The organism is Albidovulum sp. (assembly GCF_049646345.1).
Classification (GTDB): domain Bacteria; phylum Pseudomonadota; class Alphaproteobacteria; order Rhodobacterales; family Rhodobacteraceae; genus Albidovulum.
Window position 1 is genome coordinate 1 of sequence record NZ_JBARVQ010000893.1, and the last position, 13183, is coordinate 13183.

The 13183-nt window shown below is 61.8% G+C and carries 14 protein-coding genes; 5 read left to right on the forward strand and 9 right to left on the reverse strand.

Going from position 1 to position 13183, the window contains the following annotated elements; genetic code table 11:
* The 9 genes from WBB85_RS23290 to WBB85_RS23330 all read right to left on the reverse strand — a co-directional run.
* Nucleotides 1-1544 (reverse strand): 3-hydroxyacyl-CoA dehydrogenase NAD-binding domain-containing protein (locus tag WBB85_RS23290; RefSeq protein WP_432640943.1); only part of this gene is annotated, 1544 nt, incomplete at its 3' end.
* Nucleotides 1541-2014 carry a cupin domain-containing protein gene (locus WBB85_RS23295; RefSeq protein WP_432640944.1) on the reverse strand — a complete coding sequence of 158 codons (474 nt, stop codon included), beginning with the start codon at nucleotides 2012-2014 and terminating at the stop codon, nucleotides 1541-1543. The genes WBB85_RS23290 and WBB85_RS23295, both read right to left, overlap by 4 nt.
* 2 nt (nucleotides 2015-2016) lie before the next feature.
* A complete protein-coding gene (locus tag WBB85_RS23300) occupies nucleotides 2017-3228 on the reverse strand; it encodes an acetyl-CoA C-acetyltransferase (protein WP_432640945.1) in 1212 nt (403 codons plus the stop codon).
* A gap of 12 nt (nucleotides 3229-3240) precedes the next feature.
* Nucleotides 3241-3882 carry a glutathione S-transferase family protein gene (locus tag WBB85_RS23305; RefSeq protein ID WP_432640946.1) on the reverse strand — a complete coding sequence of 214 codons (642 nt, stop codon included), beginning with the start codon at nucleotides 3880-3882 and terminating at the stop codon, nucleotides 3241-3243.
* A 267-nt stretch (nucleotides 3883-4149) separates the two neighbouring features.
* Complete coding sequence (locus WBB85_RS23310) at nucleotides 4150-4362, reverse strand: hypothetical protein (protein WP_432640947.1); 213 nt, start codon at nucleotides 4360-4362, stop codon at nucleotides 4150-4152.
* Between the two features lie 89 nt (nucleotides 4363-4451).
* A complete protein-coding gene (locus WBB85_RS23315) occupies nucleotides 4452-6227 on the reverse strand; it encodes an acyl-CoA dehydrogenase C-terminal domain-containing protein (RefSeq protein WP_432640948.1) in 1776 nt (591 codons plus the stop codon).
* 17 nt (nucleotides 6228-6244) lie between these two features.
* Nucleotides 6245-6622 (reverse strand): MerR family transcriptional regulator, encoded by a 378-nt coding sequence (locus WBB85_RS23320; RefSeq protein ID WP_432640949.1) that lies wholly within the window; start codon nucleotides 6620-6622, stop codon nucleotides 6245-6247.
* A 228-nt stretch (nucleotides 6623-6850) separates the two neighbouring features.
* Nucleotides 6851-7222 (reverse strand): MerR family transcriptional regulator, encoded by a 372-nt coding sequence (locus tag WBB85_RS23325; RefSeq protein WP_432640950.1) that lies wholly within the window; start codon nucleotides 7220-7222, stop codon nucleotides 6851-6853.
* A 65-nt stretch (nucleotides 7223-7287) separates the two neighbouring features.
* Nucleotides 7288-8433 (reverse strand): putative manganese transporter, encoded by a 1146-nt coding sequence (locus tag WBB85_RS23330; RefSeq protein WP_432640951.1) that lies wholly within the window; start codon nucleotides 8431-8433, stop codon nucleotides 7288-7290.
* A gap of 98 nt (nucleotides 8434-8531) precedes the next feature.
* On the opposite strand from WBB85_RS23330, the gene WBB85_RS23335 reads away from it, so the two are divergent.
* The 5 genes from WBB85_RS23335 to clpX all read left to right on the forward strand — a co-directional run bounded on the left by WBB85_RS23335 (nucleotide 8532) and on the right by clpX (nucleotide 13005).
* Nucleotides 8532-8981, forward strand: a complete 450-nt coding sequence (locus WBB85_RS23335; RefSeq protein ID WP_432640952.1) for a PaaI family thioesterase — start codon at nucleotides 8532-8534, stop codon at nucleotides 8979-8981.
* Nucleotides 8978-9493, forward strand: a complete 516-nt coding sequence (locus WBB85_RS23340) for a PaaI family thioesterase (RefSeq protein WP_432640953.1) — start codon at nucleotides 8978-8980, stop codon at nucleotides 9491-9493. Before WBB85_RS23335 ends, WBB85_RS23340 begins: the two co-directional genes overlap by 4 nt.
* Nucleotides 9486-10790: an MATE family efflux transporter gene (locus WBB85_RS23345; protein WP_432640954.1), complete on the forward strand. Its 1305-nt coding sequence runs from the start codon at nucleotides 9486-9488 to the stop codon at nucleotides 10788-10790. The genes WBB85_RS23340 and WBB85_RS23345 overlap by 8 nt, the downstream gene beginning before the upstream one ends.
* Before the next feature lie 184 nt (nucleotides 10791-10974).
* A complete protein-coding gene (locus WBB85_RS23350; RefSeq protein WP_432640955.1) occupies nucleotides 10975-11604 on the forward strand; it encodes an ATP-dependent Clp protease proteolytic subunit in 630 nt (209 codons plus the stop codon).
* Between the two features lie 132 nt (nucleotides 11605-11736).
* Nucleotides 11737-13005, forward strand: coding sequence for an ATP-dependent Clp protease ATP-binding subunit ClpX (clpX, locus tag WBB85_RS23355; RefSeq protein WP_432640956.1), 1269 nt, complete (start codon nucleotides 11737-11739; stop codon nucleotides 13003-13005).
* The last annotated feature ends 178 nt before the right edge of the window (nucleotides 13006-13183 follow it).

Genomic DNA, 13183 nt, shown 5'->3' on the forward strand with positions numbered 1-13183 from the left:
CGGTTGGCATAGAAGAACCGGGCATCGTTCACAACGATCGGGGTCTTACGGATCTGGCGCACGAAATCGAGCGATTTGGCCACCGCCACCTCGCCGGTTTTTTGCCCCTTGATGATCTCGACCAGCATCATCTTGTCGACCGGGCTGAAGAAGTGGATGCCGATGAACTGCTCGGGCCGCTTGGATGCCTTGGCGAGGTCGGAGATCGGCAGGGTGGAGGTGTTGGTGGCAAAGACCGCATCTGCCGCGATGACGGCCTCAGCCTTCACGGTCACCTCGGCCTTGACGCCCATATCCTCGAACACCGCCTCGACGATCAGGTCGCAGCCCTCAAGGGCGGCATAGTCGGTCGTGGCCTCGATCCGGCCCAGCACTTCGGCCTTTTTCTCAGCCGTCACCTTGCCGCGCTTCATGCCCTTGTCGAGAATGCCCTCGGCATGGGCCTTGCCCCGGTCAGCGGCGTCCTGTGCGGCGTCGATCAGCACGACCTCGATCCCCGCATTTGCCGAGACATAGGCGATGCCAGCCCCCATCATGCCCGCGCCGAGAACGCCGACCTTTTTTACACTCTGGTCATCGACCTTCGGGCGGTTCGCGCCCTTTTCCAGCGCTTCCTTGTTGATGAACAAGGACCGGATCATTGCTGCCGAAGAAGGGTTCATCAGCACATTGGTGAACCAGCGCGCCTCGATCTTCAGCGCGGTATCGAAGGGCACCATGGCGCCCTCATAGACCGCCGCGAGCAGAGCCTTTGCCGCCGGATAGACGCCTTGTGTCTTGCCATGGACCATCGCGCTCGCGCCGACAAAGGTCATGAAGCCCGCCGGATGATAGGGTGCGCCGCCGGGCATCTTGTAGCCCTTGGCATCCCACGGTTTGACGATATCGGCGTCGGTCGCCGACAGGACCCATTCCTTGGCGCGGGCCATCAGGTCTTCCGGGGCCACAACCTCATCAATGATGCCTGCCGCCTTGGCTTTCTTCGGATCGGACAGCTTGCCTTCCAGCAGGAAGGGGGCGGCGGCCATCGCGCCCAGCTTGCGCGTCAGCCGCATCGTGCCGCCCGCGCCGGGGAAGATGCCGACCATGATTTCCGGCAGGCCGATCTTGGCCTTCGGGTTGTCGGCGGCGATGATGCGGTGGCAGGAAAGCGGGATTTCCAAACCGATGCCCAGTGCGGTGCCAGGCAGGGCGGCGACGATGGGTTTGCCACCCTTCTTGGTCTTGAGGTCCATGCCCGCAAGCTCGATCTTCCGCTCCAGCCCGTGGAACTTCATGATCCCTTCAAAAAGGCCCCGCGCCGGATCGTCGCCCGCACTTTCCTTCATCTTGGCAATGACGTTGAGGTCCATGCCCCCGGCGAAATCCTTCTTTCCGCTCGTCAGGATCACGCCCTTGACCTTGTCGTCGGCCAAAGCCTGATCGATGAAGCCTTCGAGCGTCACCATACTGTCGAGGTTGAGGACATTCATCGACTTGTTCGGAACGTCCCAGGTGATGGTGGCGACGCCGTCTGCGTCCACGCCATAGGTGAAATCGGTCATGTTCTGTCTCCCTGATAGGGTGTGCCGTCCTTGTGGGTGAAGCTGGCTGCGCCGTCCTTCAGCTCCACTTCCAGATCGACATCGGAATAGGTGGCTTTTTCGGGGTTCATGCGGGAGCCGATGACAAGAAACCGCGCCTCGGCATCCGTTTTGTTGATGAAATGATGGCCGTTCGGATCGCCCGCCGGGAAGGCCGCGCAATCGCCGGGGCGCATGGTGGTTTCGCCTTCATCCTGCACCAGCGTGCATGTCCCCGCCGTCACCACGACGAACTCATCCTCGCGGTGATGCCAGTGGCGCAAGGACGACAGCGCGCCGGGCGCGAGGATCACCTCATTCGCACCGAACTGCGTCAGCCCGCCCGCATCGCCGAGGCGCAGGCTGGAGCGCCCCGCCATCTGGCTGGCATAGGGTTCGGGATAGATGGAGCCGGTTTTGACCGGCACCTTGCTCTTGTCGATGACGGGCATCGTCACACCCGCTCGATGATCGTGGCAGCCCCCATGCCGCTCGCGATGCAGAGCGTGGCGAGGCCGGTGCCCTTGCCGGTCCGCTCCAGCTCATCCAGAAGCGTGCCTATGATGATCGCACCTGTGGCGCCGAGGGGGTGGCCCATGGCGATGGAGCCGCCATTGACGTTGACCTTGGCATGATCGACATCGAAAGCCTGCATGAAGCGCATGACGACGCTGGCGAAGGCCTCATTAACCTCAAAAAGGTCAATATCGCTGATCGACATGCCGCTGTCCTTCAGGATCTTCTCGGTCACCGGAACCGGGCCCGTCAGCATGATCGTCGGATCGGTGCCGATCTTGGCCGTCGCCCGGATGCGGGCGCGGGGTTTCAGCCCGTGGGCTTCGCCAAATTCCTTGTTGCCGATCAGGACGGCAGCGGCACCATCGACGATGCCGGAGGAATTGCCCGCATGGTGGATATGATTGATCCGCTCCAGATGCGGATATTTCATCAGCGCGACCTTGTCGAAGCCGGGCATCACCTCGCCCATATCCTTGAAGCTGGCCTTGAGAGACCCGAGCGCCTGCATGTCGGTGCCCGGCCGCATGTATTCATCGTGGTCAAGGATCGGCAGCCCGTTCTGGTCGCGGATCGTGACGATCGACTTGGCGAACCGCTTGTCCTTCCAGGCCGCCGCCGCGCGGTTCTGGGATTCGACGGCCAATGCGTCGGCATCGTCGCGGCTGAACCCATACTCGGTGGCAATTATATCGGCGGAAATACCCTGCGGCACGAAATAGGTCTTCATCGCCAGCGTCGGATCGACGGCGATCGCCGCTCCGTCCGAGCCCATGGCAACGCGACCCATCATTTCGACACCACCCGCGATATAGGCGGACCCTGCGCCGCCCTTCACCTGATTGGCGGCAAGGTTCACCGCCTCCATGCCAGAGGCGCAGAAGCGGTTGATGGCAAGGCCGGGAATGCGTTCGTCAAGGTCCGAGAGCAACACGGCCGACCGCGCAAGGCAGCCGCCCTGTTCGCCGACCTGGGTAACATTGCCCCAGATCACATCCTCGACCGCGTGACCTTCAAGGTTGTTGCGTTCTTTCACCGCGTTCAGGATCTTCGCCGACAGGGCCACAGAGGTGACCTCGTGCAAGCTGCCATCCTTGCGGCCCTTGCCACGCGGGCTGCGCACGGCGTCGTAGATATAGGCTTCGGTCATAGTGTCCTCCGGTCAGTTCGGAGCCCGGTCAGAGGGGTTGCCGGGCATCAGGTCATAGGGGTGTTTCCAGCCGGGCAGGGCGGCGATCCGGTCCAGCCAGGCGTCGATATTGGGCCAGTCCTTGCGGTCGAAACCGAAGGGTTCGGGATAGTAGAGGTAGCCGCAGCAGGCGATGTCGGCGATGGTCACCTGATCGCCGACCATCCAGATATGGCTCTCAAGATGGGCATTCAGAACTGCAAAGGCGGCCTTCAAGCGGCCTTGCATGAAGGCAATGACCTCGGCCGGGCGCTTGTCTTCCGGCAGGAAGTTCATCAGGAACCGGGTCATGCCGGCCTGACTGGACAGTTTGTGATTGTCCCAGAAGACCCAGCGCAGGACGTCACGCCGTTCCGCGGCCGAGCGCCCGCCGAGCTTACCTGTCTTGGAACTCACATAGTCCTGGATCACGCCCGATTGGGTGAGGATATCGGCGCCATCCACCAGAACCGGCACTTCGCCCATGATGTTGAGTTTTCGGAATTCCTCGGTCCGGGTCTCGCCATTGAAGAAATCGACGAAGACCGGCTCCCAGTCCATCCCGGAAAGTGCCAGCGTCAGCGCCGCCTTGTAGGCATTGCCGCTTTCGCCGAAGCAGTGGAGTTTCGCAGTCATGTCGTGCCCCTATTGAATGTCGCGCCAGCGGGGGTTTCACACCCCCGCGCCCCCGTGGGGTATTTCAGCAATGAAGAAGAAGGTTTTGTTAACCAGAATCGGGTGAGCCTTATGGTGCGGTACAGGCTGGGGAGCCGATGACCGCCAATGGAGAAGCCGCCCCGGTCGTGACGAGAAGCACCCCAGCTTTGCGGGCCGGCGTCATGTCCGGGGCGTGCTTTTTGCTTCTTCATTGTCCAAATACCCATTCTTCCTCTCCGTCCCCGCTCATGCTTTCCGCTCTTCAAGCTTGGCCTTGAAGAGCCTCAGCCTGTGGGTCATCACGTCATTGTCTGTCACCGACCGGAAGTTTTCGAAGAGGAAGGTCAGGGCCTCGTCTGGTGTTACTTCGGCTTTTCCTGCGAACTCCGTCAGCGCGCGATAGGCGTCGTTTGACATGGCGGCGGCAAAGCGGCGGGTCAGGCGCAGGCGTTTTGGCATTCGGTCCTCGGTTTCCGGGCCTCTGGCAGTCAGGTAGGCCCCCGCGGAAATTGCGGGGGCCGTCCCGTGAGTGTCTCCTCCCAGAGACCTTAGAACGCGTCGGCGGGCAGTGCCATCACTGGTTCGGCACCGGACTGGATGCGGGCAAGGTGGGTTGCCGTCATCGGCAGTTGCCGCGCCATGTAGTAGCGCCCGGTAGTCAGTTTGTTTTCGTAGAAGGCGGTGTCGGATGCCCCCCCGGCGAGCGCGGCCAGAGCGGCCCTGGCCGAGCGTGCCCACATCAGGCCAAGGCAGACATGGCCGAAAAGGTGCATGAAGTCGTAGGAACCCGAAAGGGCCGCATTGGGATTCTTCATGCCATTTTGCATGAAATACATACCCGCCGCCTGAAGATCCTTCGACGCGGCCTTCAGCGGCTCGATGAAGGGGGCCATGCCTTCCACATCGCCGTTTTCCTTGCAAAAGCCCTTCACCATCTCGAAGAAAGCCATCACATGCTTGCCGCCATCCAGCGCCAGTTTGCGGCCGACAAGGTCAAGCGCCTGCACGCCGTTCGCGCCTTCGTAGATCATCGCGATGCGGGCATCGCGGGTGAACTGCGACATGCCCCATTCCTCGATGTAACCATGGCCGCCATAGATCTGCTGGGCCTGCACGGTCATGTCGTAGCCGCGATCGGTGAGGAAGCCCTTGATGACCGGGGTCAGGAGCGAGATCATGCCTTCCGCGTCGGCGTCGCCCGCGCGATGCGACTTGTCGATCAGCATCGCCCCCCAGAGGATGAAGGCGCGGGCCCCTTCGGTGAAGCTTTTCTGATCCATCAGGCTGCGGCGGATATCGGGATGGACGATCAGTGGATCGGCGGGACCGTCGGGGTTCTCCGCACCGGTGACGGCGCGGCCCTGAAGCCGGTCCCTGGCATAGGCGACCGCGTTCTGATAGGCGGCTTCGGCCTGTGCCAACCCTTGCATGCCGACCCCCAGACGCGCCTCGTTCATCATGGTGAACATCGCCCGCATGCCCTTGTGCATGTCGCCGATCAGCCAGCCCCTGGCCCCGTCATAGTTCATGACGCAGGTCGAATTGCCGTGGATGCCCATCTTTTCCTCGATCTTGCCGCAGGAAAGGGCGTTGCGGTCGCCAAGGCTGCCGTCGTCGTTGACGATGAATTTCGGCACGATGAAGAGGCTGACACCCTTGATCCCTTCAGGGCCGCCGGGGATCTTGGCCAGCACGAGGTGGATGATGTTGTCGGCCAGGTCGTGTTCACCGGCCGAGATGAAGATCTTCTGCCCGGTGATGGCATAGCTGCCATCCTCCTGCGGCTCTGCCTTGGTGCGCATCAGGCCCAGATCGGTGCCGCAATGCGGTTCGGTCAGGTTCATCGTCCCGGTCCATTCGCAGCTGACCATCTTCGGCAGATAGGTCGCCTTCTGCTGATCGGACCCGTGAACGAGGATCGCCGAGGCGGCGCCATGGGTCAGGCCCTGATACATGGCGAAGGCCTGGTTGGAGGAGGCGAACATCTCAAGCGTCGCGATGCCCATGACGTAAGGCATGTTCTGACCGCCGAATTCCTCGGGCATGTCGAGACCGGTCCAGCCGCCTTCGCGGACCTGATCGAAGGCCGCCTTGAACCCGGTCGGGGTCCGCACCACACCGTTTTCCAGCACGCAGCCTTCCTTGTCGCCGACGACGTTCAGGGGCGCCAAGACTGCGGAATTCAGCTTGCCGCATTCTTCCAGCACGGCGGCGGTGAAATCCGGTTCCAGTTCGGAATAGCCCGGCACATCACTGTTTGCGACGTCCAGAATCTCGTTCAGGACGAACTGAATGTCGCGTGTCGGCGCGGTGTAGCTGGGCATGGTGGTCTCCGTTGGGTCTAGAGCTTTATCGGGGTCGGATTGACGAGGTGTTTGTCACCAATCTCGATATAGGATTCGAGTTCGGCGATTGCGGTGTTCAGTTCGTCCCGACGTTGCGTCATGTCGGCAAGGTGATGACGCGCCACGTCGAGTGTCTTGGCGACCTGCGCCATGTTCAGATTGCCCGGATCGTAGAGGTCCAGAAGCTGGCGGATCTCTTCAAGGCTGAAGCCGAACCGCTTGCCGCGCAGGATCAGTTTGAGCCGTCCGCGATCCTTGCGCGTATAGAGCCGTTTCTGGCCTTCGCGGATCGGATAGAGAAGCTCTTTGGATTCGTAAAAGCGAAGCGTGCGCGGTGTCACGTCGAACTCGTCGCACATTTCGCGGATGGTCATCGTCTGCTCACTCACAACTTGGCCCTTTCATGAGTTGTCGTTACGTCATGTAGAGCAGATTGGCTTATGCGACGGACCTTACAAGTGAAGCTTACGTAGACGTCACTGTAACGTGGCGTCACGGAAATGATGACGTAATGTCGTAAGGATTTTGTCTGTCCTGACGACATTTTTGTGCGGGGCCGTCGTGGGTTACTCGTCTGCCATCAGGATGGAACCCGAGGGGAATCACCCCGTGATCGAGGATGCTGTCCGGTCTCTCAGACTGGTCAGGTCGTCGATCGTCTTGTCGAGCTCATCGCGCTGGCGTTCCAGTTCGCCAAGCTGCCGGTTCGCCAGGTCGATGAAGACCTGGAATTGTTCGTTGGTGCTCTTCTGGTTGTACAGAAGCAGCCATTGCCGGATTTCCTCAAGGCTGAAGCCAAAGCGGCGCCCGCGCAGAATCAACGTCATCCGCGCGACTTCACGGGGACCATAAAAGCGGGCGCGGCCGTCCTTCAGAGGCGATAAAAGTTCAATATACTCGTAGTATCGCAGCGTTCGGGGGGTAACGTCGAACCGCGTGCACATCTCTTTGAAGCTGATCTGCTCATCCGGCATGGTCGTCCTCCTGAGAAAAACCTATCCTCAGGCTGGACGCTATTCAACTCGGATGAACGTCGCGTTCAGTTCAGAAAGCCGGGAGCGAAGAAGTAGAACGAATAAGCGACGATCAGGGCCGGGATGGTGGAGAAGACCGTGGCCATGATGGCGGCGCGCGGGGCGAGCGCGATGGCCGGGAACAGCGCGTCGCCGTCGTTTGAGATAGCGTTGGCCATCAGTGCCGAAAACGGGATCGCGCCGTTGACATAAAGCGTGGCCACCAGAACCTGCGGTCCACAGCCGGGAACGAAGCCGATGGCGGCGGCAATCAGCGGCAGAACCGGCGCGATCGAGGCGAACATCGCCTTGAGGTCGAGCCCGGCATAGGCCGCCGCATAGTCATAGGCGAGATAGGCGATGATCACCCAGACCGAGATGAAGGCGGTTTCCTCGGCCATCCGGGTCACCGGCCCATCGGTGGCATTGGTCATTGCATTGACGGGTGAGGCCGCCCAGATCGCGAGGCCGGTAAAAACACCCGCAAGTGCGAACCATGTGACGGGCATGCCGAGGACATGGTTGATTTCAATCGCGCCGATCTGTGCGGCGCCGACGATCAGGCCGGGAATGGCGGCAGCAAGATATACATAGTCGCGCAGACGGGTTTTGCCGATCCGGGGGGCGAGTTCGCAGGCCCCGCCCTTGGGCCGGTAATCTGAGGTGACGAAACGGTCGATCAGCCAGCCTGTCAGGATACCGGCGGTGAACTGGATCGGCAGCAGCACCAGCGCCGCATCGGGTCGGGTTGCGATCAAAAGGAAGGCCGCATCGCCCATTGTCGCGGTCAGGGTGGCGACGACCGCGCCGAACGAAACCTTGCCCGAGGCATAGGCCGCCACCACGACAACGGCGCCGCCGCAACCGGGCGTTGCGCCGAGAAGCGCCGCGATCGGCACTTGCATGCCACGCGCCTTGCCCATGGCGACACCCATATCGAAGCGGAAGAGCTTCTCCAGCCCGTAAAACAGCAACAAGGTCGCAGCGACAAAGGCCGAAACCTGCACGAAGGCGTCCTGCATCAGGCTGCGGGTCAGTGCACCCAGCTCACCCGGCGCCACAGCCAAAGCGACAAGGGCTGCGACCAGAAGCAGCCGACGCGGCCGGAATTGGCCGAACCGGGCAAGTCCGATCTCTGGCAGGGCGGGGGTGGCGGCGTTGGTATTGTGCATGGCTCTCTGCAATTGCGAACTATTATCAATTGCAGAAGATAGCACTTGCGGCGAAATTGGCAAGGGCCAATAAATCGGGCCGGAAGGGAACCCGGACCATGGATGACAAGAAACGCAGTGCCGCGCGGCAGTTCATCGAGGCGATCCCACATAGCCGGGCGCTTGGCATGGTGCTGGAAACGCTTGAGGACGGGGTGGCGGTGATCTCGATGCCCTATGATGCGCGTTTTGTCGGCGATCCGCAGACTGGGGTCATTCATGGTGGGGCGGTGTCGGCCCTGATGGATACCTGCGGCGGCGCGGCGGTGATGAGCCATTCGACGGGTGCCGTCGGAACTGCAACAATTGACCTGCGCATTGATTATATGCGGCCCGCGAAGCCCGGCGACCGGATCACGGCGCGGGCCGAATGCTATCACGTCACCCGCTCGGTCGCTTTCGTTCGCGCCACCGCCCATGATGCGGACAGCGCGCTGCCGGTGGCGACAGCGACCGGGGCCTTCACGCTGGAACGCGCGCGCGGCCCGAAGGCGGAGGGCAAACCATGACCAAGCGCGGCAAGCCCGAGCCGGTACAGGTCGTGAAGGAACGCCGCGATGCCGCCTTGAAGGCCATCGCCCATGGGGTGCCCTATATCCAGTTCCTTGGCATCGAATTCGAACGACGGGGCGATGAGCTGACGGCCGTATTGCCTTTCGACGAAAAACTTGTCGGCAATCCCCTGCTGCCCGCGATCCATGGCGGGGTGACGGCGGCCTTCCTTGAGGTCGCGGCGATCATCGAACTTTCCTGGTCGCTGATCTGGGAAGAGATGGAAAGCGGGCGGCTCGATCCGAAGACGCTGGATCCGGCGCATCTGCCGCGCCTGCCGAAGACCATCGATTTCACCGTCGATTACCTGCGCACCGGCCTGCCGCGCGATGCCTATGCGCGGGCACGGGTCAACCGCTCGGGGCGGCGCTATGCCAGCGTGCATGTCGAGGCCTGGCAGGACAATCGCAGCAGGCTTTTCGCCCAAGGGACGGGGCATTTCCTGATGCCCGGCCGTCGGGATGGATGAGATTACCCACCGGCGCGTTCTGAAGATCGCGCTGCCCATCGTGCTGTCGAACGCCACGGTGCCGCTTCTTGGCGCCGTCGATACCGGTGTGGTCGGGCAGATGGGGCAGGCGGCCCCGATCGGTGCGGTCGGTGTCGGCGCGGTGATCCTGGCGGCGATCTACTGGGTTTTCGGGTTCTTGCGCATGGGCACCTCGGGCCTTGTCGCGCAGTCGCACGGCGCGAAGGACCCGGCCGAGACCGGCGCGATCCTGATGCGGGCGCTGATGATCGGCTTTGCCGGCGGGCTGGCCTTTATGCTGCTGCAGGTGCCGCTCTTCCACGGTGCCTTCCTGCTTGCGCCCGCCTCGGATGAGGTTGAGGCGCTGACGCGGGGTTACTTACAGATCCGCATCTGGGGCGCGCCCGCGACAATCGCGCTTTACGCCGTGACCGGCTGGCTGATCGCGGTCGAGCGCACCAAGGGCGTGCTGGTGCTGCAACTCTGGATGAACGGGCTGAATGTCGGGCTCGATTTCCTCTTCGTCCTCGGCTTCGGCTGGGGGGTGGAAGGGGTGGCCGTCGCCACGCTGATCGCCGAATGGACCGGCCTTGCGCTTGGCCTCTGGCTTTGCCGCCCGGCCTTCGCGGGCGGTCAGTGGTGCGACTGGGGCCGTGTCTTTGACCGGGCGCGGATCAAGCGCATGATGCAGGTCAACGCCGATATCATGCTGCGCTCGGTCCTGTTGCAGGGGGCTTTTGTCAGCTTCGTCTTCTTCGGTGCCGCCTTTGGCGACGTGACGCTGGCGGCCAATCAGGTCCTGTTGCAGTTTCTTGAAATCACCGCCTACGGGCTCGACGGGTTCGCCTTTTCGGCCGAGGCGCTGGTGGGGCAGGCGGTGGGGGCGCGATCCGCATATTCGGTCCGCAGGGCCTCGGTCCTGACCAGCCAGTGGGGTGTGGGCGGAGCGGTCGCGCTCGGGCTGGCCTTCTGGCTGGCCGGGCCCGCGCTTATCGACCTGATGACCACCGAACCGAATGTGCGCGATGCGGCACGGTCCTATCTGTTCTGGGTCGCCCTCGCGCCTGCGATCGGTATCGCCAGCTGGATGTTTGACGGCATCTTCATCGGTGCGACGCTGAGTCGCGAGATGCGCAATGCGATGCTGGTTTCGGTCGTGATCTATGTTGCGGCGCTGATGACGCTGCCGGAGATGTTGGGAAATCACGGGCTCTGGGCGGCGCTCATGGTGCTGAATGTTGCGCGCGGGGTCACGATGGGTGCGTTCTACCGGCGGGCCGAGCAGGCGGCTGCCTGAGCGTCATTGCCGGTGCAGGCGCGGATTTGTTTCGGCCGACATGCGCGATCCAGTTCCCGGGCCCCGGCGGGATCGGTACGCTTCGGGCGCGCCAGCCCTTGCAGCCCCCGAAACGCGCCACTAAGACTTGGTCAAGGTTCCGTGCGTATGCATGGGCCGAGGGAACAGCGAGAGGCGGACGAGCATGAAAGACCCATTGGACATCTACATGAACACCCTTGTGCCGATGGTGGTCGAACAGACCTCGCGCGGGGAACGGGCCTATGACATATTTTCGCGCCTCCTGAAGGAGCGGATCATCTTTCTCTCCGGCCCGGTCCATGACGGTATGTCGACGCTGATCTGCGCCCAGCTTCTGTTCCTTGAGGCGGAAAATCCGTCGAAAGAGATCGCAATGTATATCAACTCGCCCGGTGGCGTGGTGACATCGGGTCTCTCGATCTATGACACGATGCAATATATCCGGCCGAAGGTCTCGACGCTGGTGATCGGGCAGGCGGCCTCGATGGGCTCGCTTCTCTTGACGGCGGGCGAAAAGGGCATGCGATTCTCTCTCCCGAATTCCCGCGTCATGGTTCACCAGCCGTCAGGCGGCTATCAGGGTCAGGCGACGGATATCATGATCCACGCGCAAGAGACCCAGAAGCTGAAGGATCGCCTGAACGAGATCTATCACAAGCATACCGGGCAGGCGGTGAAAAAGGTCGAAGCGGCGCTCGAACGCGACAATTTCATGTCGCCGGAAGAGGCCAAGGACTGGGGCCTGATCGACGAAATTCTGTCGGCGCGCACCGGTGAAGAAGACAAGATGTAACATCGCCGGCCTGAAACCGTGATCGGGGTCAGGTATTTTGGCATTGTGATGACCCCTTGGCTGCCCTAATCTTGTCCAAAAGGGCAGCCAAATAGACGACGGACGCGAGTAAACAGGCCGCAGAGGGTGACGATGGCGAACAATTCAGGCAGCGACAGCAAGAACACACTCTACTGCTCTTTCTGCGGAAAGTCGCAGCATGAGGTGCGCAAGCTGATTGCGGGCCCGACCGTGTTCATCTGTGACGAATGCGTCGAGCTGTGCATGGACATCATCCGGGAGGAGACGAAATCCACCGGGCTGAAGTCATCCGACGGCGTGCCGACGCCGCGCGATATCTGCAAGGTGCTGGACGATTATGTGATCGGGCAGGAACATGCGAAGCGGGTTCTGTCGGTTGCCGTCCACAACCACTACAAGCGCCTGAACCATGCGGCGAAATCGGCCGATATCGAACTGGCGAAGTCGAACATCCTGCTGATCGGCCCGTCGGGCTGCGGCAAGACGCTGCTGGCGCAAACGCTGGCGCGTATCCTTGATGTGCCCTTCACCATGGCCGACGCGACGACGCTGACCGAAGCGGGCTATGTCGGCGAGGATGTCGAAAACATCATCCTCAAGCTTCTGCAGGCATCCGAATACAATGTCGAACGCGCGCAGCGCGGTATCGTCTATATCGACGAGGTCGACAAGATCACCCGCAAGTCCGACAATCCCTCCATCACCCGCGACGTGTCGGGCGAGGGTGTGCAGCAGGCACTGCTGAAGATCATGGAAGGCACCGTGGCCTCGGTGCCGCCGCAGGGCGGGCGCAAGCATCCGCAGCAGGAATTCCTGCAGGTCGACACGACGAACATCCTTTTCATCTGCGGCGGGGCCTTTGCCGGGCTTGACCGGATCATCGCGCAGCGCGGCAAGGGATCGGCCATAGGCTTTGGCGCCGAGGTCAAATCCCCCGATGACCGCAATGTCGGCGAGTTGTTCAAAGAGCTTGAGCCTGAAGACCTGCTGAAATTCGGCCTGATCCCGGAATTCGTCGGCCGTTTGCCGGTTCTGGCGACGCTGACAGATCTGGATGAGGATGCGCTGGTCACGATCCTGACCGAGCCGAAGAACGCGCTGGTCAAGCAGTATCAGCGGCTCTTTGATATCGAGGGCGTGAAGCTGACCTTTACCGCTGACGCACTGTCGGCCATCGCCAAACGCGCGATCAAGCGCAAGACCGGCGCGCGGGGCCTGCGCTCGATCATGGAGGATATCCTCCTCGATACCATGTTTGAACTGCCCGGCATGGACTCGGTCGAGGAAGTGGTGGTCAACGAAGAGGCCGTCGATTCCGGCGCAAAGCCGCTTCTGATCCACGCCGATACCAAGGGTGAAAAGACCGCAACGGCGGGCTGACACGCCTGGGGCCTTGGTCCCTATGGTGGTTCGGGTTTGCCCTGAAGCTGATCTCGAACTTTTTTGTTCGGGATCGGATGCTTAGAGCGTGTTGCGGTTTTCGAGATTCAGGATTCCCCCGATGCTTGATCTGTGATTCCCTGTCTGTATGGCAGATATGGGGGTCAGTGATGGGCAA